The 26,984-nt window shown below is 47.9% G+C and carries 22 protein-coding genes and 1 pseudogene; 14 read left to right on the top strand and 9 right to left on the bottom strand.

Translation table 11 applies throughout. The features are described 5' to 3' along the window. Positions 1-38 precede the first annotated feature (38 nt). Positions 39-1,313, top strand: a pseudogene (locus tag IB212_RS17725) (hypothetical protein); the annotation flags it as partial. A 570-nt stretch (positions 1,314-1,883) separates the two neighbouring features. Here the strand turns inward: IB212_RS17725 and IB212_RS17720 are convergent. Together IB212_RS17720 and IB212_RS17715 are read right to left on the bottom strand one after the other, a co-directional pair. After that, positions 1,884-2,774: a hypothetical protein gene (locus IB212_RS17720; RefSeq protein ID WP_155963346.1), complete on the bottom strand. Its 891-nt coding sequence runs from the start codon at positions 2,772-2,774 to the stop codon at positions 1,884-1,886. Positions 2,775-3,226: 452 nt separating this feature from the next. After that, complete coding sequence (locus tag IB212_RS17715) at positions 3,227-4,126, bottom strand: LysR family transcriptional regulator (RefSeq protein ID WP_188245871.1); 900 nt, start codon at positions 4,124-4,126, stop codon at positions 3,227-3,229. Positions 4,127-4,254: 128 nt separating this feature from the next. On the opposite strand from IB212_RS17715, the gene IB212_RS17710 reads away from it, so the two are divergent. From IB212_RS17710 to IB212_RS17700, 3 genes are all read left to right on the top strand, one after another. Next, a complete protein-coding gene (locus IB212_RS17710; RefSeq protein WP_028012260.1) occupies positions 4,255-4,827 on the top strand; it encodes a flavin reductase family protein in 573 nt (190 codons plus the stop codon). A gap of 135 nt (positions 4,828-4,962) precedes the next feature. Further along, complete coding sequence (locus tag IB212_RS17705) at positions 4,963-5,565, top strand: site-specific integrase (protein WP_188245870.1); 603 nt, start codon at positions 4,963-4,965, stop codon at positions 5,563-5,565. Positions 5,566-5,724: 159 nt separating this feature from the next. Further along, positions 5,725-6,309: a DUF4145 domain-containing protein gene (locus IB212_RS17700; RefSeq protein WP_223239662.1), complete on the top strand. Its 585-nt coding sequence runs from the start codon at positions 5,725-5,727 to the stop codon at positions 6,307-6,309. A 74-nt stretch (positions 6,310-6,383) separates the two neighbouring features. On the opposite strand, the gene IB212_RS17695 is transcribed toward IB212_RS17700, so the two are convergent. From IB212_RS17695 to arsH, 3 genes are all read right to left on the bottom strand, one after another. Then, positions 6,384-7,790, bottom strand: coding sequence for a hypothetical protein (locus tag IB212_RS17695; protein ID WP_007665146.1), 1,407 nt, complete (start codon positions 7,788-7,790; stop codon positions 6,384-6,386). Positions 7,791-8,332: 542 nt separating this feature from the next. Then, positions 8,333-8,551 carry a hypothetical protein gene (locus IB212_RS17690; RefSeq protein ID WP_142471948.1) on the bottom strand — a complete coding sequence of 73 codons (219 nt, stop codon included), beginning with the start codon at positions 8,549-8,551 and terminating at the stop codon, positions 8,333-8,335. A gap of 300 nt (positions 8,552-8,851) precedes the next feature. After that, positions 8,852-9,550 carry an arsenical resistance protein ArsH gene (arsH, locus tag IB212_RS17685; RefSeq protein WP_180264367.1) on the bottom strand — a complete coding sequence of 233 codons (699 nt, stop codon included), beginning with the start codon at positions 9,548-9,550 and terminating at the stop codon, positions 8,852-8,854. A gap of 85 nt (positions 9,551-9,635) precedes the next feature. Between arsH and IB212_RS17680 the strand changes: the two genes are divergently transcribed. From IB212_RS17680 to arsC, 3 genes are read left to right on the top strand one after another with little or no spacing between them, the layout of a single operon-like run. Next, positions 9,636-9,956, top strand: a complete 321-nt coding sequence (locus IB212_RS17680; RefSeq protein WP_142471946.1) for a transcriptional regulator — start codon at positions 9,636-9,638, stop codon at positions 9,954-9,956. Between the two features lie 43 nt (positions 9,957-9,999). Then, entirely contained in the window at positions 10,000-11,289 is a 1,290-nt protein-coding gene (locus tag IB212_RS17675; protein ID WP_023329310.1) for an arsenic transporter, read from the top strand. Between the two features lie 12 nt (positions 11,290-11,301). After that, positions 11,302-11,727, top strand: coding sequence for a glutaredoxin-dependent arsenate reductase (arsC, locus tag IB212_RS17670; protein ID WP_142471945.1), 426 nt, complete (start codon positions 11,302-11,304; stop codon positions 11,725-11,727). 303 nt (positions 11,728-12,030) lie between these two features. Here the strand turns inward: arsC and IB212_RS17665 are convergent, their stop codons facing one another. From IB212_RS17665 to IB212_RS17655, 3 genes are all read right to left on the bottom strand, one after another. After that, the gene (locus tag IB212_RS17665; RefSeq protein ID WP_188245879.1) at positions 12,031-12,435 is read right to left on the bottom strand and encodes an H-NS family nucleoid-associated regulatory protein; all 405 of its coding nucleotides are present in this window, start codon (positions 12,433-12,435) and stop codon (positions 12,031-12,033) included. A gap of 554 nt (positions 12,436-12,989) precedes the next feature. Further along, positions 12,990-13,217 carry a hypothetical protein gene (locus IB212_RS17660; protein ID WP_010434226.1) on the bottom strand — a complete coding sequence of 76 codons (228 nt, stop codon included), beginning with the start codon at positions 13,215-13,217 and terminating at the stop codon, positions 12,990-12,992. Between the two features lie 268 nt (positions 13,218-13,485). Beyond that, entirely contained in the window at positions 13,486-13,704 is a 219-nt protein-coding gene (locus IB212_RS17655; protein ID WP_180264366.1) for a cold shock domain-containing protein, read from the bottom strand. 266 nt (positions 13,705-13,970) lie between these two features. Here IB212_RS17655 and cspF point away from each other — a divergent pair, with 266 nt between their 5' ends. The 3 genes from cspF (at position 13,971) to IB212_RS17640 (ending at position 23,167) form a co-directional block, all read left to right on the top strand. Then, positions 13,971-14,183 (top strand): cold shock-like protein CspF, encoded by a 213-nt coding sequence (gene cspF, locus IB212_RS17650; protein ID WP_188245869.1) that lies wholly within the window; start codon positions 13,971-13,973, stop codon positions 14,181-14,183. A 75-nt stretch (positions 14,184-14,258) separates the two neighbouring features. Beyond that, on the top strand, positions 14,259-14,429 hold the full coding sequence (locus IB212_RS17645) for a YnfU family zinc-binding protein (protein WP_306308615.1): 171 nt from the start codon (positions 14,259-14,261) through the stop codon (positions 14,427-14,429). Positions 14,430-14,584: 155 nt separating this feature from the next. Further along, the gene (locus IB212_RS17640; RefSeq protein ID WP_188245868.1) at positions 14,585-23,167 is read left to right on the top strand and encodes a GH36-type glycosyl hydrolase domain-containing protein; all 8,583 of its coding nucleotides are present in this window, start codon (positions 14,585-14,587) and stop codon (positions 23,165-23,167) included. A 19-nt stretch (positions 23,168-23,186) separates the two neighbouring features. Here the strand turns inward: IB212_RS17640 and IB212_RS17635 are convergent, their stop codons facing one another. Next, positions 23,187-23,420: a hypothetical protein gene (locus IB212_RS17635; protein ID WP_004132711.1), complete on the bottom strand. Its 234-nt coding sequence runs from the start codon at positions 23,418-23,420 to the stop codon at positions 23,187-23,189. 93 nt (positions 23,421-23,513) lie between these two features. Between IB212_RS17635 and IB212_RS17630 the strand changes: the two genes are divergently transcribed. The 4 genes from IB212_RS17630 to IB212_RS17615 all read left to right on the top strand — a co-directional run bounded on the left by IB212_RS17630 (position 23,514) and on the right by IB212_RS17615 (position 26,981). Beyond that, positions 23,514-23,750 carry a YnfU family zinc-binding protein gene (locus tag IB212_RS17630; RefSeq protein WP_071885096.1) on the top strand — a complete coding sequence of 79 codons (237 nt, stop codon included), beginning with the start codon at positions 23,514-23,516 and terminating at the stop codon, positions 23,748-23,750. Between the two features lie 79 nt (positions 23,751-23,829). Continuing rightward, positions 23,830-24,102, top strand: coding sequence for a hypothetical protein (locus IB212_RS17625; protein WP_023322470.1), 273 nt, complete (start codon positions 23,830-23,832; stop codon positions 24,100-24,102). Positions 24,103-24,306: 204 nt separating this feature from the next. Further along, entirely contained in the window at positions 24,307-25,215 is a 909-nt protein-coding gene (lpxP, locus tag IB212_RS17620) for a kdo(2)-lipid IV(A) palmitoleoyltransferase (protein WP_188245867.1), read from the top strand. A gap of 776 nt (positions 25,216-25,991) precedes the next feature. Then, positions 25,992-26,981, top strand: a complete 990-nt coding sequence (locus IB212_RS17615; RefSeq protein WP_163387550.1) for a glycosyltransferase — start codon at positions 25,992-25,994, stop codon at positions 26,979-26,981. The last annotated feature ends 3 nt before the right edge of the window (positions 26,982-26,984 follow it).

The raw sequence follows: 26,984 nt of genomic DNA, 5'->3' as shown, positions 1-26,984 counted from the left end.
CGACAGCACTATCCCTGTGTATGAACATCGAGTAGCTCGGCTATCAGCTGCTGGATAATCTGGGAAAGGCTTTCGGCATCACGGATTACGTCTGGTATCAGCTGTCGGACGGCGCGGTATATACAGGCGGCGCGGAAAAAGCCCTGTTTACTGATCGCCCGGTTGAGATCCCACATGAATTTAATCAGGGGGCGGCCGGGGGAAACTCAATGATACTTCCCCTGGTGCAGAGTCTGCGCCCCGGTGTGGAGCTGAACGGGGAAAGGGTGACGAAAGCCCACCTGCAAAATGACACGATGGCTGTTACCTGGACGCCACGCAACCGTGCCACGGGTAAGGCACTGCAAAAAACGCCTGTTCAGCGCCAGATTGAAAGCCATTATCCGGAGCTGGCATCCGGTCTGCATTTGCCAAAGTTTGGCCGTGTCATGAATCCCGTTGAGGCGGTGAAAAGCGGCAATTTCTCCGATCCATTCCGTCCCCGCTATGCGGTTGACGTGCAACTCTTGGACGCGGACGGCAACCCGGATAAAGACACGCCTGTTTATTCAGCCGTTCCGCTGCCGGTTCCTATGGCGGGTAATGATTCGGGGATGTTCCAGTTTCCGCCTGAAGGGACGCTGGTAGAAATCGCTTTTACTGGCGGACGGCCGGATAAACTCTTTGTGCGGCAGACCGTGCCGGACGGAACCAGCCTCCCGGATATCCAGCCTGGCGAACAGTTGCAACAGCAGCGAGCGGAGGTGTCGCAGCGCGTCACCCGGGCGGGTGACTGGGTGAGGCAGACAGACCAGACGATCAGTGAAACCTCAATGGCGCGGGTGGTTAAGTCTGATACGGAACAGCGGGAGCTGGTCAGCCGTGAAACGACGGTTAAGGCCACGGATAAACTGACTGTGCTGGGCACGTCCACACTGCTGGCCGGAGCCATTCAGCAGGTATGCACGGGGGATTACAGTCAGGCCGTCAATAACCGCGTGGCGAGTATCGGCGGCAATGATGAAACGGACATAGCCGGGAGCCAGACAGTCACAACGGGTAAAGACCTGATTGAGAAAATTGGCCAGATACGTAAAAGCGTGGCGGCTGTGCAACAGCAAATTATTGCCCCGGTGGTGTGGATTGGCTCTGGCACTATCAATGTGGCACAGCTGATGCTCGACACACTCGACGTGGTAAAAGAGCTGGCAGAGCAAACGGCAAGCCACACGCACAGCAATACGGGCGCACCGACCAACGCGGGAGCCATTCGGAACACCGGAACGAAAGCGGACACGCTGAACGGCAAATACTCCCCGGTGATTGGCAAGTAAACCTGTCCAGAACATAACCCGCGAAAGCGGGTTTTTTTATGCCCTTCATCCCCAGGCGGGGATATCTCTTTTCTTACCTCTTAAGCAGCTAACGCTACGCGCTGTCAGCGGCGCTCTGGCGCGTTCAGCCTTTTCGCACACTCAGAGCCACCCTTAAAACAGATCATGCCCACAGCGGGGCGCTGGCGCGTCACAGCACGGCCAAAAAAATCTTTCGCAGACCAAAATCGCACTACACCGCACCCGCCTGCGGTTTTTGGATCATAAAAATTTTTCAGCTTTATTTTTCTACAAACCAGACCGCCAGACCGCGCCAGTGCTGGCGGCTTTGCGTAAAACCAGAACTGAAAAGATTGAAAAGAATTTCAGTGTTTTTCAGATTTGAATAAAATAAAATGATCAGTGACTGTTGTAACCTACTGTTATTATTTGTTTTTTTTGTTTTTTTTGTTTTTTATGTAAGTGATTTGGATCGCAAGGTGCACTAAGTTAAAAAGCTTAGTCGTCTTCCAAGCCCAGATACAATGCGGAATGCGAGCGCAAATAGAAACTGGGACAAAGTGAAATCTATTAGAACACTTGGTTATGTTTTTCTTTCGGCTCGACTCTGTCAACGACTTCAATTTCAATAGATTCTTTCAAAGGCTTTGACATCAAATTTTCAAAATGTGGCTTGTAGTAATCTTTAAATTTCAACAATAAATCACGTTTATAACCGCTAAGTACGAAGCAGTTTTTCAAAATTTCTTGGGAGTTAAAAGAATAGAAGTCCGTATACTCTATTCTACAGCGCTCGTCAGGGATTTCTGAAACCAGCAGTGCAAGTATAGAGCGCACTGCTGGTTCTGGAGAGGCAAGGGCGTTCTCCACATTGAAATTTATTTCTCCTAAAAATTGTTCCTGCACATATGGCTTTATTAATTTGTTGATTTTAAATACATATTCAGATTTGCTGACCCGGGCTACTGCAAGAATCCATCTCTGTTGGTTCAAAAATTGAATTCTTTCAGCATTTTTCAGAAAGCGTTGATCACCTTCGATTGCTAGATGTTCTAAAATTTCAACAAGCCTATCCTCCAAGTGTGGATAGGCTGCTTTGAAGTTAGCAATGAATTTTGCTTCTTCCTGATCCACCCTCAACTTTTCTTTGTCTTTTTCAGCAATAGCCTGCCGTTTTTTTTCTATCTTTGACCAGATATTACGAACCATGCCGCATAACTTTTCACACAATGAAAAAGCTAATACGGAGAGTCCAAGCCCAAAAGTGGCGGTTAGGAAAGCGATATAAGCCAGATAGAAATCTGTTACAGGTTTTAAGGCTGGCGTTAGCCAATACACAAAATTTTGATTAAGAAAAATTAAGCATAAAGTTACGCCTACCACCATGAAGACTGTCAGAGCAGCACGACGAGGAGTATACAGGGTTGAAAGGAATGAAAAGAATTGCTCGATTGGTCCCACTTTCTGTTTCCCATGTTTGCAAGCCTCTCTGATTGTCAGAGATAGCGATGGACGTAAAATGGACATTGGACATTAAAAAGGGGCTACGCTTTCACGTAACCCCTTGTTTTATTTGGTGGAGCTGGCGGAGTCTGAATTGGTTTTTTAATCCATTGAATTTACTTTGGTAACTACTAGTTCAACTTTTTGCTGGTGCCTATTTGGGTGCCTAAAAGTTTTTTCTCCCTTTGATGAGAAAAATGAGACGAGATAGTGACTGTGCGTGATGATATCTAGTTGGGTCGTCACACTGAAAAACAGACTTGACCTGCTCACCGTTGAGTAACAGAGAACAACTTAAGTTGACCCTCAACTGTTGTAACAACGACTGTGATTTCGTCTCCTCGCTTAGAGCGGACCAACCCACCTCAACTCTGGCCGCTATGTGCCAGCAGCAGACGTTGAGGAGAATATTATTTTGATGTGAAATATTTGCGTAATATTTTTTCTAATAGCGAGAAAACGACCGTCACCCTTTTGGGAGTAATCAGCTGGTAAGGTCGATATAAATAAAATTGCCATTTCTCCTGTCGGAGTTCTGGCAGTGGGGTAACTAGTTGGCCGCTTGCTAAGTACTCCCTACAGATAAAATCGCTGGATTGTACAACCGTTTTTCCGGCCAATGCAGCCTGAATTTCGGCGTATGGGTCTGTAGTATAAAACTCAATATGACGAGGGACAAAAGTGTTCACTGCGTCACTCATAAACTCAAATGATTTTCCCGTCTCAGGATTAATTAAACCACTGAATGGATAACGCTGTCGAAGATCTTCTAAATCAGTAGGTGCTCCCAGACGCTCAATAAGTTCAGGGGATGCAACCAAAATATGTTCAACTTGTCCGATGTTTTTAATGATAAAGTTTGGATTAGGTTCTCGCCCTACGCGTATACCTATATCGATACGATGCTCAATAGTATCAAGTTTCATCATATCTAAACGCCAGTCGATAAATAACTCAGGATAGGGGCGTAGTGCAGTCAAGAGTTCATACAAGATTTGTTCATGATTTGGAAATCGAAGTAATGTGATGCGAACAATACCTTTCATTTCATTATCATCTTTCGCCATCTGAAATAATTTTTCAGAATCTTCCAGCAGTCGCTTCGCTTGGGGTAAAAATAGTTCGCCGAAACTGGTGAGAAAGATCGAACGAGTATTGCGTTTGAATAAAGGTTCACCAAGTTGTTTCTCCAACTCAGCGACTGTTCGGGTTACTACTGATGGTGAAACCGACAGTTTGATGGCTGCTTCGCGGAAGTTCAAGGTTTCAGAGGCGATGATGAAAAATTTTAGTGCATCAAGTTTGTTCATGATTATTGTGAAATTTGCAATAATGTATTTTGATAATAGCAATTAATTTGCAACTATTCCAGCCATATAATCGAACAATCAAATAAGTAACCTGTCTTACTTTTTATCAGAACTCAAAAGAGTAAATTATGTCAATTCAACCAGTAGAGTTAAACAAAGCCTATCGTTTATTACAGGTCGGGCCAACCACGATGATATCGGCTAAAAATGATGGCATTGAAAATGTCATGGCAGCGGCCTGGGTGGGATTAGTAGGCAATAACAAAGTGATGGCTTTTATAGGTCCACAGGCATTTACTCGCGGGCTTGTAGAAAAAAGCGGATATTACGCTGTCCAGATCCCAGTAGTAAATCAGATGGAAATGGTTTTATATGCTGGAGGCCACAGTTATTCCGACACACCAGATAAAAATAGTAAAATCCCACTATTTTATCAGAAAGAGTTTGATCTGCCTCTAGTTGAAGGTTGCGCTGGCTGGTTAGTATGTAAGGTCATACCCAATGAAGAAAATGAAAAGCAGCACAACTTGTTCTTGGGGGAAATTGTCGGAGCATGGAGTGATGACCGCGTTTTCAGAAATGGGCACTGGATTTTTGATGATGCGCCTGATGAATTACGTACTGTCCATTACGTAGCTGGTGGACAGTTTTATGCCATTGGCAAAGGTACAAAATTTAATTATGGTCCGGGAAAAGACTAATCCTTACTTCTGTATAAATGTAGCCATATAACATGGCTACATAGAGGTAGTAGCAAAAAAAACAATTAAGATGTCCGCTTTTCGCTCATAAGGGACAACCATACTCAAATCTCTCACATTGCAGGAGATTTGAGTATGAACACGTCACCGTGGAACAAAGACCGTATCATCGGCCAAAAAAGACCACTTCAGATATCTCATATCTGGGGGATCCGAATCCGGCTTGAACTGGAAGGTAAAACGCGCGATTTAGCTCTGTTCAATATGGCCCTGGACAGTAAGCTACGAGGCTGTGATCTGGTCAAACTCAAAGTATCTGATGTTGCATATGGTAGCTCTGTTTCAAGCAGAGCTACGGTGTTGCAACAGAAAACCGGTAGCCGTGTGCAGTTTGAGATAACCAAAGGGACAAGAGAAGCTGTTGCTGCATTGATAAAGCTTGGCAATTTGCACAGTAAAGACTTCTTGTTTCGGTCTCGAGTCGGAACTAACCAGCCCATATCTACCCGGCAATACACCCGAATTTTTCATGGGTGGATAGAAAAGCTTGGTCTCGAAGATTCGCTTTACAGCACACATTCCATGAGAAGAACAAAACCTTACCTAATCTACAAGAAAACCAAGAATCTCCGGGTGATCCAACTTCTGTTGGGCCATAAGAAACTGGAAAGCACAGTCCGTTATCTGGGCATTGAAGTCGATGATGCATTAGAGATCTCTGAATCGATCGAAGTCTAAGGTTGTCAGGGCTGCATCAGCAGCCCTGTGCCACAAGCAGACGTTTTACATATTGCTATTCAATGCTTAAGGTTAGTCCTCAATGGTTACTTAAACTCCTGTTCATCTATTTCAAAAATGTATAATCTGCTAAAGAAAAGATCGAGGACATGAGGGAGAATGATGTCTACTGTTACAGATTTAGTATCAGCTTTAGCTTGGCCATTAGCTTTTGTATGGTTTGTTCAGAAATATGGTAATGATGTTAAAGAGCTAATTCTCCGGCTATCTAAAGTAAAATTTGGAAATGCGGAAGCTGAATTTACTTTAGGGTTAAAAGCCGCGGAAGAGTTAGCTAATGGAGCTCCCTTGGTTGAAGCATCAAAAGATCTACATGAGGAAGACATCGAGTTTTCTAAACGTATGTCGCAGTTAGAGCGCATTGCGGATGTATCGCCTAGGGCCGCAATTATGGAGTCATGGTTACTAATTGAAGAAGCGGCAGGAAAAGCAGGTTTTGTCCAAGGAGCATCTATTCCACGAATCAATCCTTTATTATTTATTGAATGGTTAGTAAGAGAAGGAAAAATTGATAAATCAACCGCTATATTGGTCGATAGGATGAGAAAACTACGAAATGAAGCGAGTCATTTGAAAGATTTCGAACTCACAAAAGATGAAGCTGAACGATACCTAAAAATAGCCGTTCAGATCTCTCTCCTTATCATCGAGCCGGATTCATCCGTAGTGTTAGAAAATGAGTAAACGCATCCAGCCGCTCACTCTAAGGCAGGGTTGGCGGCTGAAAAAAGTACGTTACCTAACTGTTATGCTTTTCCCTATGAATTAACCAAACGTTGATAAGCAGAAACTTTTCCAAGATTAGGGAGTTGAGGCAGTGTTGCTGTTGCGATGTAACCCAGAGCTTGAATTACAACTTGATTAGTAGAAGTAAATGTTGCAGCTAGATTTTTATAACTCTCAGCACATCTAGCTATAGAAACTCTGGATGCAAATTCACTATCTAAGACAAGTCTTACAAACTCTTTTAATTCGTTGTCACCAAACTTAGCAATCATCTGATCGTAATAATATACAGCCCCATTTGAAACGCCGTATCCATTGCCTAATTTACACATAATTATGGTTTTGACGTAATCCTTTCTTACTGCATCAGGTATAATTCCGGTGCTGGATATATATGCAGCCAAAGCTGAAGCATGAGGCGGTTCACTATGAAAATTATTCCATCCGCTGTGAGCTTGATATAGATTATATATCTTTATCGACATTTCAACTGATAATGTATCTGCAGGCAAATATGGCAACCCACTAACAATAGTCAAAAATTCGTTTGCTGCATCACGCCGAGAGTTCTCGCCATTAGTAGCAAATGACTGGTATTTAATGCCGCAGTTATATTTCGCACTATCAGATGCTAAGGTCCAACAATCATTTGCAATACCTTTAATATTGTTTTTAATTTGCACCGATGCAGAATCATTTGTATACATTCCAAATATAGTTCGCAGGAGAGAATTTAGAGCATCTAAAGGTAGAGTTTGTAAGCCTGTTTTGATATGGGCTATGGCAGTCGTATCTAAAGACTCTTGTTTGATGCTTAGCAGAAATCGATTTACATTTAAGGCTGCAGGTTCAGGTTGCTTTGATATCACTTCTTTTATACATGTTTCTAACCAAGAAACTAATTGAAAACCAGTTAGCTGATTCTGGTTAGGGTGTGCTGCGCTTGCCCAATTTCGCATATCCCTAATGTAATCTAAGTGTTTAAACCCTAAATCTGAAAGCAGACCTGTTAGGTGACATCCCCTAATTAATTCCCACTCCTCAACCTTTACAAGATCATCAATAGATTTTAATTTATCTCGTCTTTTAGGATCGGTTATTATGCTGTCATAAAAATAATCAATATCATTTAATGAAACCTTCCATCTCAAATTGGTTACAGTCTCATTCCAGAGGAAATTCAGAGCAGCATCAAAAAGACCAGCACCGCATGCCGCGACGAATTTCGATAAATATAATGACCCAGACCGGGTTTGTGCCGTCATGTTACTTATGACATCGGGGAGATTTGAAATAACTCTGTGACGTTCTGAATTCTCTACGAGAACATTATTTGTGGGCAAGTCTAGACTTGTTAGGTAGACAGCAAGTGACGTATTAAATTGGTCCACTACAGTTGTGACACTTTGTGTGTCAACTACTAATAAGTTATTTGCCATTTTCATTCCTTTTCATCGATTTTCATGCCTCAGTCAACAGTTCAGAAAGAACTGATAACAATTCCATTAATTATTCATGTAAGTCATTTGAAAAACACTTGATAGTGTCTCATTTTTTATCACGGGCTTTTGATTCTAAAAGCAATTTAAACTAGCTGAACCAACTGATGCAACCAAAAAAACCAAGATCATACTGGTACTTTATCTATCAAAGCCAACTACAGCTCACAGCATAAGATCCCTTTGCTGGTTTGCTTCCCTGTAGGGTGATCATTGCCGTACGATAAGCTACTTCCGCTCTTCGCTCATAGCGGACAGTTTCATCCCTATGTGCTCCCATCAGCCTTCATTGGCTCATATGTGGCTTTCGAGAGCTCCGCTGGTGCCAGCCTGTCAGCGATACTTGCGCAGCAAACTCGCCGCGCATATACGGTTTGGGGTTACCTTTTATCAAACGCTAAGACTACTATTCGCCTGCCAAATTTTTTGGATAAAAGCCATCATTACCAAAGCAACATTGAAAAATGCTTTATTAAAAGTGCTCACGCCTGCATTCCCTTAGCCCGTGCCAGGTTAATTCTTTCTACGCATTCCCTAAACGCTTTTAGTTGCTCCGTAGAGAGTTCAGATTCATCGATTTTGACCAGAAGAACGTTGAGAGAGCGTTCAATATCATTTTTAATTAACCGTAAGCAGATAACCTTAACCCAACGTGGAGAGAACTTACTGAGGCCAATTGCTCTTGTGATTTGAAATTTCATGCGATGCCTCTCAACCGCCAGTGTGCCGATTTTCAACCTCGGTTATAACACGCAATGGACAGGACGTCTGTTATTCCTTCGCCTAAAATTTAGCATGAAGCGCTTAGCTTGCGTGCAACCAGGATTTCATTAAACATCAAAATTAGTTTCGCATCATGACGCGCAAGCGCCACGTCATAACCAGAGTTACTAGCTCACCTTAAGGTAGTTTTTCATATTCTGACACCGGATGGGATATCTCCTTTATGCCATAGCGGATGTTATTAATCTCATGCAGTATGGATTCATGAAAAACATACGTTAAATTTTGTCCTGATTGACACGGGATGAAAGCTCCTGATAGCTCTCTTTTCTCTCGCTGTAACGATCTGCAAGATAACCAGTTTGTCCCTTAAGCAGCACAGTGATTTTAAACAGCTCCTCGGCTACATCGACGATACGGTCATACCATGACGAAGGTTTCATTCGGCCGTTTTCGTCGAACTCTTGCCATGCCTTAGCAATGGATGACTGGTTGGGGATAGTGAACATCCTCATCCATCGGCCCAGAATGCGCATTTGGTTCACCGCATTAAAGGACTGCGAACCACCGCAGACCTGCATCACTGCAAGTGTTTTGCCCTGTGAAGGACGAACCGCGCCTTCACTTAAGGGTATCCAGTCGATCTGCGCCTTCATAACTGCGCTCATAGCCCCGTGCCGTTCCGGAGAACTCCACACCATCCCGTCACACCATCTGACCAGACCGCGTAGCTCGGTGACTTTAGGATGCGTGTCCGGAGCATCATCCGGCAGGGGTAAACCGGAGGGGTTAAAGAGTTTTACCTCCGCGCCCATCGCCGTGAGCAGGCGACCAGCTTCTTCCGCGGAAAAGCGGCTGTACGAACGCTCTCTTACTGAGCCATACAGGATTAGAATCCGTGGCGGCTCCTGCAGGTGCAGGCGTTCAGCGATGTGTAGATCAAAGCATTCGGTGTTCAGGGCAGGAAATTGTTCCATTTTTCTCCTCCGGAGAGAATAGATGATTTCAAAGTCAATGCATATGATTTACCATATGTATATTCTAAAGGGAATGGAGTGATAAATGCTACAACCTGTTCAGCTTTTCAAAATCCTGTCGGATGAAACACGGCTTGCCATCGTCATGCTTCTCCGGGAGTCCGGTGAACTGTGCGTCTGCGATATCTGCGCGGTCACCTCCCAATCACAGCCCAAAATTTCGCGACATATGGCTATCCTTCGCGAGGCTGAACTGGTTCTTGACCGTCGGGAAGGCAAATGGATCCACTATCGTCTGTCACCCCATATACCGGCGTGGGCAGCAGAGACAATCACGACGACCTGGCTGTGTCTGCGCGAGGATGTACGTGAATGGCTGAACAAATCAGCCTGTACCTCCTGCTGAGACAGTAAACATATTTACATAATCATATATAACGGAGTCTGAGATGCTTTTGGCAGGGAGTATATTTTTACTGACGCTGGTACTGGTGATCTGGCAACCCAGAGGCCTGAGTATTGGCTGGAGCGCGAGTATCGGGGCAGTGCTGGCGCTTGGAACCGGTGTCATCCATATCGCTGATATTCCCGTTGTCTGGAATATCGTCTGGAACGCGACAGCGGCATTTATTGCGGTCATCATCATCAGCCTGCTGCTCGATGAGTCCGGCTTCTTTGAATGGGCCGCACTGCACGTCTCCCGCTGGGGTAACGGACGTGGCCGCCTGCTTTTCACCTGGATAGTCTTGCTCGGTGCCGCTGTTGCTGCGTTGTTTGCCAATGACGGCGCCGCGCTGATCCTGACGCCGATTGTGATTGCGATGCTGCTCGCACTGGGGTTCAGCCAGGGCACGACACTGGCCTTTGTCATGGCTGCAGGGTTTATTGCAGATACGGCCAGCCTGCCGCTCATTGTTTCTAACCTGGTTAATATCGTCTCGGCGGACTTCTTCGGTCTGGGCTTTACGCAGTACGCCTCCGTTATGATCCCCGTGGATGCGGCAGCGATTGCGGCCACGCTGATCATGCTGCATCTCTTCTTCCGCAGGGATATTCCGGCAACGTATGACGTTTCGCTGCTGAAGACGCCTGCAAGTGCGATCAAGGATCCGGCAACCTTCAGGGCGGGTTGGATTGTCCTGTTATTGCTGCTTGTTGGTTTCTTTGTTCTGGAGCCGCAGGGGATCCCGGTCAGTGCAATAGCGGCGGCTGGCGCAGCAGTGCTGTTTGTGGTGGCGAAAAGAGGCCATGCCATCAACACCGGGAAAGTCCTGCGCGGTGCGCCATGGCAGATAGTTATTTTCTCGCTGGGCATGTACCTCGTGGTCTATGGCCTGCGCAATGCAGGGCTCACGGAGTACCTGTCTGGCATGCTGAATCTGCTGGCAGACAAGGGGTTATGGGCAGCGACGTTCGGCACTGGCTTCCTGACGGCATTTCTCTCATCGGTGATGAACAATATGCCGACGGTACTGATTGGCGCGTTGTCGATTGACGGGAGTACGGCGACCGGCGTCGTCAAAGAGGCAATGATTTATGCCAATGTGATTGGCTGCGATTTAGGCCCGAAAATCACCCCGATTGGCAGTCTGGCAACACTGCTGTGGCTGCATGTGCTTGCCCAGAAAAATATTACTATCACCTGGGGATATTACTTCCGTACCGGCGTTGTCATGACTGTACCGGTGCTGTTTGTCACTCTGGCCGCGCTGGCGTGGCGGCTCTCTGTCACTTTGTAATGAGAAACTGATATGAGCAACATTACCATCTATCACAACCCGGCCTGTGGCACCTCACGCAACACGCTGGAGATGATCCGTAACAGCGGCAACGAACCGACGATAATTTATTATCTCGATACGCCACCGACCCGTGATGAGCTGATTAAACTTATTTCAGATATGGGAATTACGGTGCGTGCATTACTGCGTAAGAATGTTGAGCCTTATGAACATCTGGGTCTTAATGAAGAGAAATTTAGTGATGAGCAGTTGATTGATTTCATGCTTCAACATCCGATCCTGATTAATCGGCCGATTGTAGTTACGCCGCTTGGCACTCGTCTTTGCCGTCCTTCAGAAATAGTGCTCGATATTCTACCGGAAGGCCAGAAAGGAGCGTTTACCAAAGAGGATGGCGAGAAGGTCATTGACGAAACGGGGACGCGGCTTAGGTAATCTGTCCACTTCAAGATATCGGACGCCTGTTTAATCTACGAGGGCGTCCGCTTGCCGTTCACTAAAGACCTCCAGCCTACTAACCCCGTCCGCATCATGCTATGAGAGGAAAGACTGTGGTGTTGGCTGCATTACAACTGCGTAATGTCACCATTAATACCTTCTTTACCCAGTTTATAGCGCAACATAAACTCTTCATGAAACACCTTGTTGAAGCCAGTTACGAACCAGCTGCTTCTCGACGATCCTCTAAGGATGGTTGTGGACTATCCGTAAAAAGAGCCGGGTATGCCCGGCTCTTTTTTAGCTGATTTCGAAATCTTTTATTTCCCCACCTTCAGCAATCAGATTTGAGATCCGCTTCGGCATTCGCCCCTGACCTGACCATGTTTTTGACTCTCCAGTTTCGTCAGTATATCGATACTTCGCGGGGCGGGGGGAGCGCGTTCTTTTAGCCTTACCCGGAGAGCCAATAGCAGCCATAAGTTCGGATGGGTCGATACCCTCATCAAGCATCATCTGACGAAGTGATTCCAGTTTATCGCGGCGCTGACTTTCATTTGCAAGACGTAATGTCTCTTCTTCTCGTCGTTCTATAAGAATAAGTTTAAACTTTTCCAGAACATCTTCCAGCACATCTAAGGACATTTCACGAGTCTGGGAACGTAAGGTACGGATATTGTTCAACTGTGTGAGAGCACCTGACATAAAGAGACCTCTTAAAATTTCAGCAAATACCAATGTCGACGGTTGCTCATCAACCCGATTTTTCTTAATGAGCATTTTAATCCGATTGGTACATATTGTTATTAACGAGGTTTAGACTACTGATATAAATCTCTTATCGCAAGACAAAACTAAGAAGAATGTGCAAGAACTAAATTCTAACTCCTACGAAATGTCCATGCATTTTTGAAGGTACTTAAAACTATGATGCCAGGAGTCATCCGGAGAGTCTTTTTATACCCTCATAACTTATTGCTTCAGTTACACCTGATGAGATTTAAAATGAAGAGAGACATCGCCGCCACTTAGCAAGGTTTTTCACAAATGGCAAGATGGCACGCAGGGGAGAGACACTTGCATTTTGTCAGAGCGTAGCGAATTACTCTCTCTTTATAGAGGTGTTTCTAAAAAAGTGTAATGTAAAAAAAAAGCCTGCTGTTAGCAGGCCATAAATGTTTTTAACTCTTTTTTTGTTCGATTCTGATAAATAGGGTAAGCATGCAATTAAACGTGGAGCAGAGAGCATGACAAAAATGTTATAAATATTTCCTGGCCGCATCAAGTATCTCCTGTGACGTTAACTCCCTGTCAGTAGCCACGTAAACAATACCATGATCGCCAGTTAAGGAAGGAAAACCTGCAGACATAATCCGAAGATGTGTTTCTTCACCGTTTGGATATTCCTGCCTGATTGAGGATATACCTTCCAGAACGGTCATGACTTTACAGGATTCAGCATTAAAGAAAACAAGGACTTTAATCATATTCTATTACCCTGTTCTCTCGTGGATATTAACTGGCAGATGCCATTAAGTTCAAAGCCATTACGCACTTCTTATTTAACTTGCGGTTAGCTTGTGCTTTTAGACTTTTTATGCACTAGTACTGCACTTCATCACATCGGTTAGCATACTCATAATTTTGAAAAATAGGCTGATTAGATATTAAGAATAAACGACTTTCATCTGATTTAAGTTATGGATCTGTCTACTCAGGAATAATCCTTCATCGTTATCGCAGACCCACAATGATTTATTTATCGCAAAGTGTTACGTTTGCAGCAGCAGGACCCTTGTCTCCGCGGTGAATGGCGAATTCAACTTTCTGTCCTTCAAATAAAGTTTTAAAGTTGTCGCCATTAAGCGCAGAAAAATGGACAACGATATCTTTGCTGCCATCAAGAGGAGAGATAAAGCCAAAACCTTTGTCTTCGTTAAACCATTTTACCAGGCCTGTAATTCTAGAGGTCATACTGACTCCTGTTATACATCATTGTATTGATAGTAAACGTATGGACTCAAAAAGAGGGGATATCAACGATAGCGCCTGGTAATGAGAACTGCCCGGAAAATTTCTAACTTTCATTCGTACATCGAACTGATGGGATTCATTAAGGCACATGGAATCGATATAAGCAAATTATCTTTTAGCCGTCCAGAGGTCCTGTAGGAAAAATAAAAATGGCTGAATGCCATTTTCAATGTATAGTCTTTACGTGTTTTCAGTAAGGAATTGACTTGTCCCATAAAATGACAGGAATTGTCAAAAGCTTTGACATTCTTAGTGGTAAAGGCCTCATCATCCCATCTGATGGCCGAAAAGACGTTCTGCTTCACATTTCAGCCGTTAACTTTCGCGAATCAGAATTACTCATCCCAGGAAGCCGCATAGAATTTTGCCGGATCAACGGTCTCAGGGGGCATGTGGCTGCAAACATTTATCTTTCCTGATTTTCAGCGTGACAAAATTAACAGATCAAAACTTAACCACACGTGGTACAGTGAATCTCATTCATTGAAAGGTTAATGGTTATGTCTGTTATCAATTACGCAATGAAACTCTTCAGCAGTGCGTCTACTGCCACTGCTGCCTGTCCTGTTTGTGGCTTAAAATCAGCACAACCGTTGTCAAAAATCCGGCTCAACCAGACCATGCTTTGCCCCGGATGTAAGGCTCTGTTTATCTCCCGACGCTAGCTCGACCAAAACCGCAGAACAGAGCTCATGTCCTATACTTATGTTAGATTCCGGCAGCTGTTAAATCCCTGATGCCTGACGCACATCCTGAGAGAACGTTTCTGAACTGATTTCGCAACTGCTCCTGCGCGCTAATGTCGCATCAGAGCAATGCTATGAAAATGAACCCCAGAGCGTGGTTTAACCGCTCCCGTATTCCGATGAATGCTGCCGAAAACGTAACGTTTTCGGCGAACGATCCTGCAAGCGAAAGCACTCCGCGGCCAGAACTCTTTTCGACTGCCCAGATGGAACGCTATGGTCAGAAGCTGGCGCGGACCCATAAAGTATCACCGGATAAACATCCCTATTATCTTCTGAAACGGCTTGGCGACAATGAGGCCGTTATCACCCAAAACTGCTATGAGCTTAATGCAGGTAAAAAGACCAGTATCATGCCCGCCGGGGAGTGGTTGCTGGACAATTATTATCTGATTGAGGAACAAATCCGTACCGTCCGCCAGCACTTGCCGAAAAGTTTTGGTAAAGGTCTCCCGTCGCTGATGTCGCCGCTGAATTGCCCAAGAATTTATCATATCGCATCAGAGGCCATTGCTCACGGTGATGGCCGCTGGGATGCCACCAGTCTGACCAGCTATCTCGCTGCCTATCAACAGGTGACTCCGCTGACACTAGGTGAAATCTGGGCATTACCGGGAATGCTGCGCCTGGCGCTGATTGAAAATCTTCGTCGTATCAGTATGGAAGTGATAAAAGCGCAACAGGACAGAAACCTGGCAGATACGTGGATAACCAGGATTTTCGAATGTGCAGAGAGTGCGCCTGGTGATTTAATTATGGTGGTTGCCGATTTGGCTCGCTCCCGTCCTCCGTTATCCAGCGCGTTTGTCGCAGAACTGGTGCGGCGTCTGCAGGGGCACGGCAACGCGCTGTCGTTACCTCTTACCTGGGTTGATCAGTGCCTTCGGGAACAGGGAGTCACCACTGACATTCTCATAAATAACTTCAATCAACAGCTTGCCGCCAGCCAGCTGTCTGTCAGTAACAGCATCGCAGGTCTGCGATTACTGGGTGAAACGGACTGGGCTGATTTCGCCGAAACGATAAGCGTCGTCGAACAGGCATTAAGAAATGATCCTGCCGGTATCTATCCCCGGATGCACTTCAATACCCGGGATCATTACCGGCACGTAGTTGAGGTCCTGGCCAGAGACAGTGGGCTCAGCGAGCCTGAGGTTGCTGACAGGGTGCTGGCGCTTTCAGAGGAAAAAGCCCCCAATACACCGGAACATCATATTGGTTATTATCTCGCCGGCGAAGGTCGACAGGCACTGGATATACATCTTCTGGCAGACACCTCAAGACTCATACGCTTGCGGCACAGTTTCAACAGAATAACCCTGCTGTCATGGCTTGGCAGCCTGGCGTTGTTGACAACCGCAGCGACCGCGGCAATATTGCACGAAACTGCCATGCAGGGCGCAGGTTGGTTGTTAATCGCGGTGATATTACCTCTGGTTATCGCTTTAACTCAGTTAATGAGTGATTTACTCAGTGACGCAACCACCCGTTTTCGCGTTCCTCGCCCCTTGCCGGGGATGGATTTTTCAGCCGGTATTCCCGCTGACAGTGCCACTATGTTAGTCATTCCCTGCATGTTGACCAGCCACGAAAGTTTCAGCCAGCTCCTCACCAGTCTTGAAGTTTGCTGGTTGGGGAATGAAAACGAAAATCTCAGGTTCGCGCTGCTCACTGATTTTGCAGATTCTGAAAATGAACCCTCGCCGGAAAGTCACGCGCTGCTCAGACAGGCTATCGCTGATACGCAGGCGCTGAATCGGCGCTACCCCTCCGGCCGACCACGTTTTTATCTGTTACATCGTCAGCCTGAATGGAACCCTGCAGAACGAGTATGGATGGGATATGAACGCAAGCGGGGAAAACTGGCGTTGCTCAATAGCTGGCTACGCCAGCCCGGGAAACAATTCGTCAGCGCTGCAGACATGCCTGCCCACCTTTTACCGGATCACATTAAATACGTCATTACCCTGGACAGTGATACGGTGTTGCTGCGCGATACGGCTCACAAACTGGTCGCGGCGATGGCCCATCCGTTGAATACGCCAGAGTATGATCCGGTACGCCAGAGGGTGGTCAAAGGATTTGGTATTTTACAACCCGGTCTTGCGGAGGAGATACCACGTAACGGTCAGGGGCGTTACGCCGCCTTGCGCAGCAGCATACCGGGTAATAACCCCTATTCTATGATGTCTTCGGATATCTATCAGGATCTCTTTGGGGAAGGATCGTTTGTGGGCAAAGGGATTTACGATGTTGACATTTTTATGCAGGCCACTGCCAATACCTGCCCGGAAAATCTGGTTCTCAGCCATGATCTCCTCGAAGGGTGCTATGCGCGCTCGGGTCTGCTGAGTGAGGTGTTACTCTACGAACAGTACCCTAATAATTATCTGTCCGACGTTGCACGCCGTTCACGCTGGATCCGGGGTGACTGGCAACTGCTTAACTGGCTGAAACCACACGTCAGAAAAGCCGATGGAACCCGTACCCGGAATCCACTGACCGCGCTTTCTTACTGGAAATTACTCGACAATCTGCGTCGCAGCCTGGTAGCCCCCTCCTTACTGGTATTGCTGTTCTTCACTCTGCTTTGGGTACCCAATCCGGTTTACTGGCTGGGCATACTGTTGCTGATATGGCTGTTGCCAGCGCTCCTCTGCATTAGCCACGACCTTCTGCATAAACCTCTGCGTCGCCGCGTGAAGTCGCATCTGTTACTGGTGGGGGCGGGCGCGCTAAAGCGTCTGTCAGGTATCAGCCTTAATTTTGCGATACTGCCGCACGAAGCCGGATATTCGCTGAAAGCGATCGCCGTGACGCTATGGCGACTGGGGATAAGCAGGCGTCACCTCAGCCAGTGGGTCAGCCACAGCCAGGACAGCAGTCAGGCCAGACCCACTGTTGCACGTTTTTATCAGGCGATGTGGCTGAACGCTGCCGGTGGCGTGGCGCTGACAATACTGACCGGACAATTTGCCCCACAGCTGCTGGGGATTGCGTTACCGATCGGTTTGGTATGGTGTGTGGCACCGCTGCTGATGAGCTGGCTGAGTCGCCAGCCCGTGCGTAAGGTTTTTTCGCCTAATCAGGAACAAAAACAGCTGTTACGCCAGACAAGCCGTGAAATCTGGGCTTTTTTTGAAACATTTGCCACAGCAAAAGAGAACTGGCTTCCGCCTGATAATTATCAGGAAATACCACAACCGACGGTGGCACACCGAACTTCTCCTACCAATATTGGTCTTTCACTTATGGCTAACCTGACGGCATGGGACTTTGGCTACCTGCCTGGCGGAGAGGTGCTCCGGCGCGTGTCGCTCACGCTCGACACGATGGATAAAATGGAGCACTACCGGGGCCATCTCTACAACTGGTATGACACCCGTACGCTGGTCCCCCTCAGTCCACGCTATATCTCCAGCGTCGACAGCGGCAATATGGCCGGGCATTTATTGACCCTGCGTGCAGGCCTGTCCGCCATGCGTCATCAGCCTGTTTTAAGCAACCAACAGATACTGGCAGGACTGAACGATACGCTGGATATTCTGGAAAAACAGTGGGGTAAGAACCCACCTGACAGCCTGAGACTGCTGCGCAAGCATTGCCTGAACGCGGTGTCGCTCTCTCCGCAGGCGCTTTTCAGCGAACTGAAAAGCATGCGCACCCAGTGCAACCATCTGACCAGCGCATGTCATCAGGGATCTCCTCTTCAGATGCGCTGGGCTGGACATCTGGAGCATCAACTGGTTCAGCTTTGCCATGAGTGGTCTCTGTTGCTTGGCTGGTTGCCTGCATCCTGGAATGAACAGACGCTGCCGACGCTGAGCGAGCTTGCCCGTCCGACATTAACCGGTACAGGAACGCCTCCGGCGTCAGTGGCGGAGCAGGCCCGAATGCGACTCAATATTATCACCGAGCTGGAACAGCGGCTGGATGAGCATGCCCGGATGGATTTCGCCTTTCTGTACAGTGAAGCAACCAGTCTGCTCAGCGTCGGTTATAACTGTGACACCAATATGCCTGACAAGAGCCACTACGATCTCCTGCCGTCTGAAATCCGCCTGACCAGTTTTCTTGCCATTGCGACTAATCAGCTGCCTCTTAAAAGCTGGTACGCGCTGGGTCGATTGTTTACCACGATTGATAATGAAACTGCCCTGATGTCATGGAGCGGATCCATGTTTGAATATCTGATGCCGAATCTGGTGATGCCCACCTGGCCCGGCAGCCTGCTCGATGAAATGAGTCAGTCGGCGGTTATGCGCCAGATTCACTGGGGGAAAGAACGCGGGGTACCATGGGGTGTTTCAGAGTCTGGCTATCATGCTTTTGATGTTCAGCATAATTATCAGTATCAGGCATTTGGCGTACCGGGGCTCGGTCTGCGCAGGGGACTTGCCGATGACATGGTTGTCGCTCCTTACGCCACGCTGCTGGCGCTGATGGTTTCCCCGCAGAAAGCTTGTGAGAACCTGTTCAGGCTGCAAAAAAATGGTGCATGCGGAGAATACGGTTTTTATGAAGCGCTGGACTATACCCCCTCACGTCTTGCAACCGGTCAGCTCTATGCGGTGGTACAGTCCTGGATGGCGCATCACCAGGGTATGGCATTTCAGGCGCTGGCTCATGTGCTGCTTGATGCCCCCATGACTGAACGCTTTATGTCCAGTACGGTATTCCGGTCAGCGAGTCTGCTGTTACAGGAGCGCGTGCCGGATGCGGTCGATCTGTACAGTCCGCGCCGTCATTTTGAATCTCATGAGGGCATGGTCAAACCCGTTCGCTATGAACCCCGTATTTTCTATAGCGTGGATACCCCCGCCCCGGATATTCAACTCCTGTCCAACGGCCATTATCATCTGATGTTGACCGCGGGCGGGGGCGGTTACAGTCGCTGGAATGATATTGCACTAACGCGCTGGCGCAGTGATACCACCCGTGATAACTGGGGAGCTTTCTGCTACATCCGCGATACCCAGACGGGAGATGTGTGGAGCAATACCTGGCAACCAACAGGCTACACCAGCGGACAAGACGAGGAAGTGTTGTTCACCGATGCGGGGGCAGAATTCAGACGCAGCTTAGGGGGACTCAGCGTCAAAACTCAGGTGGTGATCTCTCCGGAGGATGATGTTGAATTGCGACGGCTCACACTGATTCATCGTGGTCGCAAGCCTCGCTCTCTGGAGCTGACAACCTATGCTGAAGTGGTACTGGCACCTGATGCCAGCGATCTGGCACACCCGGCATTCAGCAATTTGTTTATTCAGACTGAGCTGGCTCCTGAGCGTGACGCTATTCTTTGCCACCGGCGCCCGCGCTCACCGGATGAACCGGGCCCTTGCCTGTTTCACATGATGGTGGTGCACGGCGATAACCGACATAACGTGTCGTTTGAAACGGACAGGGCAAGGTTTATTGGACGTGGCAGAAACCCTGCGAATGCACAGGCAATAGAGACGGGAGGGATGCTAGGCAACACGTCGGGCTCGGTGCTGGATCCGATACTGGCAATTCGCAACGCCATTATTCTGCAGCCGGGGCAGCCGGTTACGATTGATATCATTTATGGCATCAGCGAGACCCGTCAGCAGAGCCTGGCGTTGCTGGAGAAATATCGCGATTACCCTATCGCCGATCGCGTCTTTGAACTGGCCTGGTCTCACAGTCTGGTGGTATTGCGCCAGATGAACGCCAGTGAAGATGATGCCACGTTGTTCAATAGTCTCGCCAGCGCTGTGCTTTACCCTGTCCAGGAGCTGCGCGCCGAAGGCCAGGCGATCGGCCGCAACCGACGTGGCCAGTCCGGACTGTGGGGCTGGGCAATTTCAGGGGATCTGCCGATAGTGCTGCTGAGTATAACCAGCGAGGAAAGTATCACCTCAGTGACCACACTGATTCAGGCACACCGTTACTGGAGACAGAAAGGGCTGGATGTTGATTTAGTTATCCTGAATAACAGCCCCGGCGGCTACCAGCAGGGATTACAAAATCAGATTATGGAGTTAATTTATGCCGGGTCTGAAGCCAGTCTGCTGGATAAAAAGGGCGGGCTTTTTGTCCGCAACGGTGAGCATCTCTCCGCTGAGGATAAGTTGCTTTTGATGAGCGTGGCCTGTCTTTATCTTGATGACCGCGCAGGGGGGATTAATGAGCAGCTTAACCAGCGTATTCATACCCTGAAATCGCCGGCAAGGGCATTCATTCCGCGTGCTGTGCGCGAGCGTAATCAACATACGGACTGGAGCCCTGATACCAGTCAGTTATGCCATTTCAATGGGTACGGTGGATTTTCTCAGGATGGGCGGGAGTATCAGATCGTCCTTCGGGAAAATGCGCTTACACCGGCTCCCTGGTCGAACATACTGGCAAATTCTCGTTTTGGCAGTGTGATCTCAGAGGCAGGGCAGGCCTATACCTGGTATGAGAATGCCCATGAATACCGGTTGACGCCGTGGGAGAACGATCCGGTGAGCGATCGCAGCGGCGAGGCATTTTACCTGCGCGATGAAGAGAGCGGGGAGTGCTGGTCGCCGACGGCTTTACCTGTTCGCGGACACGGTGATTACCTGACCCGCCATGGTTTTGGCTACAGCGTTTTTGCCCATCGTGAGAGTGGTATAGACAGCGAGTTGACGGTCCTGGTTGCTGAAGAAGATCCGGTTAAACTGGTGCTCCTGACGCTCAGCAACTCTTCGGGACGGACACGTCAACTTTCCGTCACAGGCTATGTAGAATGGACGCTCGGAGAAACACGAACGCGCTCAGCCCCTCACATTGTGACACATGTGGCCAGAACGCCCGGCGGCTGCGGGGTGCTTGCGAATAACTTTTATGGTGATAATGGTGGCGGCCGAACTGCATTTTTTGCCGTCAGCGGTAATGACTGTTCTCTGACAGGGGACCGCCGGGAGTTTATTGGCCGTAATGGTTCCCTTCACGCCCCTTCGGCTATGAAACTGCAAAAGCTTTCTGGTAAGACGGGGGCCGGTCTGGATCCCTGCGGAGCGGTGCAATCGGCGGTTACATTAATTGACGGGGACCAGAGGACGTTTATTTTTATCCTCGGCGCAGAGGAGAATGATGTTTGTGCTCAGGAGACGCTGGCCCGCTACATGAACGAGGATACGGTCCGCCAGGAGCTGAACCGGATTCATAATCACTGGCACAATGTTCTCGATAAAATCGTAGTTAACACCCCCGACACGTCCGTAAATTTACTGGTTAATGGCTGGCTGTTGTATCAGACGGTCGCCTGCCGTCTTATGGCCCGGAGTGGCTACTATCAGTCTGGCGGTGCATTTGGTTTTCGCGATCAGCTGCAGGATACGCTGGCTCTGAGCCACGCTGCTCCGGACCGGATGCGTGAACAGATAATACTCTGTGCATCACGGCAGTTTATCGAGGGGGATGTGCAGCACTGGTGGCACCCGCCACACGGCAACGGTGTGCGTACCCGCTGTTCCGATGACTATCTTTGGCTGCCGCTTGCTGTTTGCCACTATGTTGAAACGACGGGGGATATGGATGCACTGGAAATACGCATTCCTTATCTGGAGGGACGCTCGCTTCAGCCTGGTGAAGAGTCTGTCTATGACACGCCGGTCATCAGCGGCACCGAAGAGACACTCTGGTTACACTGCGTCAAAGCTATTCACTATGGACTTCGCTTCGGGGAGCATGGCCTGCCGCTGATGGGTGCTGGTGACTGGAATGACGGGATGAACCGGGTGGGTATCGAAGGCAAAGGTGAAAGCGTCTGGCTGGGCTTCTTCCTGTACGACATTTTGCAGCGGTTTGCAGCGCTGGCGGAGCGCAGGCTGGATGAAAGCGTCGCCGCGATGTGCCGTTCACAGGCTCTGCGCCTGCAAAGTAATCTCGAAGCCCACGCCTGGGATGGGGAATGGTACCGGCGCGGGTATTTTGACGATGGTACTCCCCTGGGATCGAAAACCTCACAGGACTGCCGGATTGATGCGATTGCGCAGAGCTGGTCTGTATTGTCCGGCGCCGCGAGCCCGGGACGGTGCGCAAAGGCCATGCAGGCGCTGGATAAGCACCTTGTGGATAACGAAGGAGGGCTGATCAAACTGTTAACGCCTCCTTTCGACGGACACGGTCCAAATCCGGGCTACATACAGGGGTACCTGCCAGGCGTGCGGGAAAACGGAGGGCAGTATACGCATGGCGCCATCTGGGCAGTGATGGCCTTTGCCCGAATGGGGAATGCCGGACGAGCCTGGCAACTCTGGTCAATGCTCAACCCTATAAATCATACCCTGAATGCGGACTCTGTCGGGATTTATAAAGCTGAGCCTTATGTCATGAGTGCTGATGTCTACAGCGTCGCTCCCCATACCGGACGTGCAGGGTGGAGCTGGTATACCGGTTCCGCAGGCTGGGCCTGGCGTTTACTTACCGAGGAATTACTGGGGATAAAACGTTCCGGCACTGAGTTTAGTGTTCATGCCCGGTTACCGGATGAGTGGTCGTCTTTTTCTATGGCATATCAATATGGTGAAAGCCATTATCAGATTAGTGTTTCACGCGGCGATGCAGAATATTGCGTGACACTGGATGGTGTTCTCCTCCCTGATGACAGAATACCGCTGAAGGATGATGGACAAAACCATACGGTTGAGATCATTCAGAACTGACACTGAGCCCGGAGGTGCATTAACGTCTGCCGTTAATGCGCTGATTATCCCTGAGAACATCAATCGCAGTCTGCATGGCGATTTTGTCATCCCGCCTTTTTTGTTTGTCCTGCATGACCTGAAGGTATTCCAGCAAGGTGCGGGTATTAATCGGCCGGCCCTGTTTACCCACAGCCAGCACGGCTTCGCCAAGAATAATTTTCACTGGCGGTAGTTGTGCCGGATACCAGTCAAGGGTGTCTTCTGATTTCATCTTAAATTTCTCACGGAAGGGTAGTGTACCATAAATCAGACGTTCAATTTTCAATATCTGATATACTGATTCAGACACAACTTAACATAACTTATGCCAGTTATTTTTATATTAAAGCGTATAATAATTACTGTATTCCTCAGAGAATTATTTATGTCTTATACAAATGGGCTCAGGTATTTTAAAGAAAGACCGGTTCATGTTGCCTGCCCGGCATGCGCACACAGAGCCGATCAAAAAGCAGGTAAACTAAGAAAAGATGCGGTTCTTGAGTGCCCTGCCTGCGGACTGCTCTTCAGACCTTCAGAATGCTGGTGTATCGGCGGCTGATCAGCTTCTGCCACTTAACGTCAGTGATGTCGGGAAATGACAACATTTCTCCTGTACTGCAGTTGTCGAGGGTATGATAATGAAATCTAAAAAAACTGTTTTTATTGAAGGACATATCCTGTCAAACAGCTGTCACGGGCAGGCCGGTCAACCTTTCTGTATTCACCGGGTCAGGTTTAGTAATGGTAAATATGCGATTATACGGGTGGCATCCGGGATATGTTTCAAACCAGGCGAAATTATTCAACGAAACGATTGTGAGTGGTTTTATAAATTTACCAAAATTCGGCTTCTTTCTTTTGAGTACCTTGATGATGATGAATCAAGAAGACAATTTCTTGAGTATCAATGATAAAACATGGATTTATAACAGAATAACTTTGCTGGCTTACAATTCATTCCTGACTCTTTAAACTCTTTACTAGTCATTGCAAAGTTATTTTTTTTTTTGAATTTAGATGACTTTAAATTGTCTAAAACAAAATGTATCGCTCAAGACGAATTGCTTCATTGTTTTCCTTTTGCGTTATAACCTTCATTAGCATTAAGGAAATTTATGGCACAGACTTTTACTCATAATTTACTCCATCCCCGCTACTGGCTTACCTGGACTGGTTTGGGTCTGCTGTGGCTTCTCGTTCAACTTCCTTACCCGGTTTTACATACTCTGGGCTCTGGTCTTGGAAAAATATCCAGACCCTTTCTGAAACGCCGGGAAGGGATTGCGAGTAGAAATATCGAACTGTGCTTTCCCGAGATGACACCGTTTGCCCGGAGCCAGATGGTCAATAAAAACTTTGTTTCTCTCGGGCTGGGACTAATGGAAACAGGAATGGCCTGGTTCTGGAGCGATGCGAGAGTCAAAAAATGGTTTGATGTCGAAGGGCTTGAAAACCTGACCGGTGCGACCAGAGGGGTAATGGTTGTCGGGATACATTTTATGTCCCTTGAGTTGTGTGGAAGAGTAATGGGGTTATGCCATCCTATGATGGCAACGTATCGCCCACACAATGATCCATTAATGGAATGGGTACAGACAAAAGGACGTATGCGTTCAAATAAGGCTATGATTAATCGACGTAATTTATCAGGTTTTGTTCATGCGCTAAAAGCTGGTGAAGCCGTGTGGTTTGCACCAGACCAGGATTATGGATCTAAGGGAAGCGTTTTTGCACCTTTTTTCTCGGTAAAAAAAGCAGCCACGACGAACGGAACGTATGCTTTGTCAAAACTCGCTGGTGCAGACTTGCTCACACTTAGCATGATTCGACGTAGCGATAAAAAAGGTTATCACATGTATATCAGCAATCCGCTGTCAGGCTATCCAGGGGAGGACAAGGTCGCCGCAGCGGCTTATATGAACAAGATCATCGAGCGTGAAATTCTCCGTGCCCCTGAGCAATACCTGTGGATGCATCGCAGGTTCAAAACGCGTCCCGAAGGCGAAGTCTCTTTATACAAATGAACCACTCAACTTGTCATGAGCCAGAATCTATCTTTCTTGCCACTGCGTATTTGTAAAAAATGCGATAAAGAATTTTCGATCGGCTTCATGTTAACGATGGCGTAACTGACAACCAAGGTTAATCAATTGAACCTGTGCGGATTTGAAGGTCCGCTTCTCGCTCATAGCAGCCATTCAAAGCGTTAATAATTTTTGTAGATTTTCTATTCCACATAATGTCGGTTATCGGGAATGGCTTGACTATCCAACAGGTAGTGCATTCTTTCCAGTTCAACAAACTGGTCGTACCGATAAAGAGAGCAGGAACACGGATGGCGTGTAAAGCAGAGTGAAAAAGATGATCGATTAAACCGATCGATTTTATAAAATTGATCTGCAAAATGAATTATCCTGCCCGCTAGTGCCTGTGCTAAATTCCCAACAATTCATTTAACGTATTGTTTATTAATTTATTTATTTCCTGTCTTCTGGTGGGCGCCCTTCTTTTGTCCTGCGGACACGGCATGGGAATGCGACAGCAGGTGATGGAATGAAAAGATGTGCCAGATGTAACAAGAAAAGAGGCGTTCTGGACCGGATTTTCGGGCTGGATAAAGAATTCTGCGATGACTGTCTGATGGTGGTTAACCAGGAAATCAGAGAAAAACGAGTGGCATCAACACCAGCACGAAAATCACCGGGATGCTCTTCCTGATAATGTTTCGTACCCGGCAGGTTATTGCCCATGATGGGGTGACAACTCTGAACCTTCCCTCTGTTTACATTCCCTTAGTGCAATGAAAATCAACATCGATATCAGCGTCATCATTCCTGCCTTCAATGCGGCTGACAGTATCGGGGTTCTGGTCCAGACACTGCTTGGCGAAACAACGCTCAGCACTGAAATCATTGTAGTGGATGACGGTTCAACCGACGAAACATGGACGCTACTCAGCGCCATTACAGATGAACGGCTTATTCTCATTCGTCAGGAAAATCAGGGCGTGTATGCTGCCCGTAATGCTGCACTGGCGATTCACCGTGGTGAATGGGTGGTGTTCCTGGATGCGGATGACCGGGTTGCGGCAGATTTTCTGCAGGAGCGGCTGCGCACAGCCCGCGAAGCGCAGGCCGATGTCGTCCTTTTCAATGCCCGGCATACAGACAGCGCCGGACATCTGCGGCATACCGTTCACTGCAGACAGCCTTACGGTCATACGCTGACGGGTCAGCAGTGGATACGCCATTGCGTCAGTCAGAGGGAATGGCCGCATTATCTGTGGCTGCAGATAATCCGTTCAGCGTATATTCGCGAGCATGACCTGCGATTCCAGGAAGGGAAAAGCCACAAGGACATTCTCTGGACGATACAGCTTGCCGCCGCAGATGGCCGATTTTATTTCTCTGACAGACAGGATTACCTGTGGGTGAATAACCCGGCGTCAATTACCCACCGCCCGGATTATTATGATATCCGCGCGTTCAGCTATTGCGACGTGATTGCAGATATTCTGACACTCAGTACACAGACGCAGTACCGATCTGTCAGACGAGCGCTGGTCAGGCATGCGCTGGTGGAAAGCCGCCATTTTCTGGGCCTGTACCGGCGCAGGGTGAATGACCGGTTGGCGGTCCGGGCGCGTTTTCGTGCGCGGATAGCCTTTCGCCATCTGGTACCCGGCGTGAGCAACCTGAGCGATGTCTTTTTCCTCCTGAAGCTGGTCCGCAATATTTATCTGCCTGGTGTCCGCAATACTCCCGCAGCCGTTTCGCAGGTGCGGCGTTAATCC

The sequence above is a fragment of the Enterobacter sp. E12 genome, assembly GCF_014596715.2.
Classification (GTDB): Bacteria; Pseudomonadota; Gammaproteobacteria; order Enterobacterales; family Enterobacteriaceae; genus Enterobacter; species Enterobacter bugandensis.
This window is presented reverse-complemented; position numbering and strand designations above follow the sequence as displayed.

What these genes read in the sequence shown, in the direction of transcription:
- IB212_RS17715 (WP_188245871.1), bottom strand. Translation starts at nt 4,126, where the DNA reads ATGAACAAACTTGATGCACTAAAATTTTTCATCATCGCCTCTGAAACC.
- IB212_RS17710 (WP_028012260.1), top strand. Translation starts at nt 4,255, where the DNA reads ATGTCAATTCAACCAGTAGAGTTAAACAAAGCCTATCGTTTATTACAG.
- IB212_RS17705 (WP_188245870.1), top strand. Translation starts at nt 4,963, where the DNA reads ATGAACACGTCACCGTGGAACAAAGACCGTATCATCGGCCAAAAAAGA.
- IB212_RS17700 (WP_223239662.1), top strand. Translation starts at nt 5,725, where the DNA reads ATGATGTCTACTGTTACAGATTTAGTATCAGCTTTAGCTTGGCCATTA.
- IB212_RS17695 (WP_007665146.1), bottom strand. Translation starts at nt 7,790, where the DNA reads ATGGCAAATAACTTATTAGTAGTTGACACACAAAGTGTCACAACTGTA.
- IB212_RS17690 (WP_142471948.1), bottom strand. Translation starts at nt 8,551, where the DNA reads ATGAAATTTCAAATCACAAGAGCAATTGGCCTCAGTAAGTTCTCTCCA.
- arsH (WP_180264367.1), bottom strand. Translation starts at nt 9,550, where the DNA reads ATGGAACAATTTCCTGCCCTGAACACCGAATGCTTTGATCTACACATC.
- IB212_RS17680 (WP_142471946.1), top strand. Translation starts at nt 9,636, where the DNA reads ATGCTACAACCTGTTCAGCTTTTCAAAATCCTGTCGGATGAAACACGG.
- IB212_RS17675 (WP_023329310.1), top strand. Translation starts at nt 10,000, where the DNA reads ATGCTTTTGGCAGGGAGTATATTTTTACTGACGCTGGTACTGGTGATC.
- arsC (WP_142471945.1), top strand. Translation starts at nt 11,302, where the DNA reads ATGAGCAACATTACCATCTATCACAACCCGGCCTGTGGCACCTCACGC.
- IB212_RS17665 (WP_188245879.1), bottom strand. Translation starts at nt 12,435, where the DNA reads ATGTCAGGTGCTCTCACACAGTTGAACAATATCCGTACCTTACGTTCC.
- IB212_RS17660 (WP_010434226.1), bottom strand. Translation starts at nt 13,217, where the DNA reads ATGATTAAAGTCCTTGTTTTCTTTAATGCTGAATCCTGTAAAGTCATG.
- IB212_RS17655 (WP_180264366.1), bottom strand. Translation starts at nt 13,704, where the DNA reads ATGACCTCTAGAATTACAGGCCTGGTAAAATGGTTTAACGAAGACAAA.
- IB212_RS17645 (WP_306308615.1), top strand. Translation starts at nt 14,259, where the DNA reads ATGGTTATGTCTGTTATCAATTACGCAATGAAACTCTTCAGCAGTGCG.
- IB212_RS17640 (WP_188245868.1), top strand. Translation starts at nt 14,585, where the DNA reads ATGAAAATGAACCCCAGAGCGTGGTTTAACCGCTCCCGTATTCCGATG.
- IB212_RS17635 (WP_004132711.1), bottom strand. Translation starts at nt 23,420, where the DNA reads ATGAAATCAGAAGACACCCTTGACTGGTATCCGGCACAACTACCGCCA.
- IB212_RS17630 (WP_071885096.1), top strand. Translation starts at nt 23,514, where the DNA reads ATGCCAGTTATTTTTATATTAAAGCGTATAATAATTACTGTATTCCTC.
- IB212_RS17625 (WP_023322470.1), top strand. Translation starts at nt 23,830, where the DNA reads ATGAAATCTAAAAAAACTGTTTTTATTGAAGGACATATCCTGTCAAAC.
- lpxP (WP_188245867.1), top strand. Translation starts at nt 24,307, where the DNA reads ATGGCACAGACTTTTACTCATAATTTACTCCATCCCCGCTACTGGCTT.
- IB212_RS17615 (WP_163387550.1), top strand. Translation starts at nt 25,992, where the DNA reads ATGAAAATCAACATCGATATCAGCGTCATCATTCCTGCCTTCAATGCG.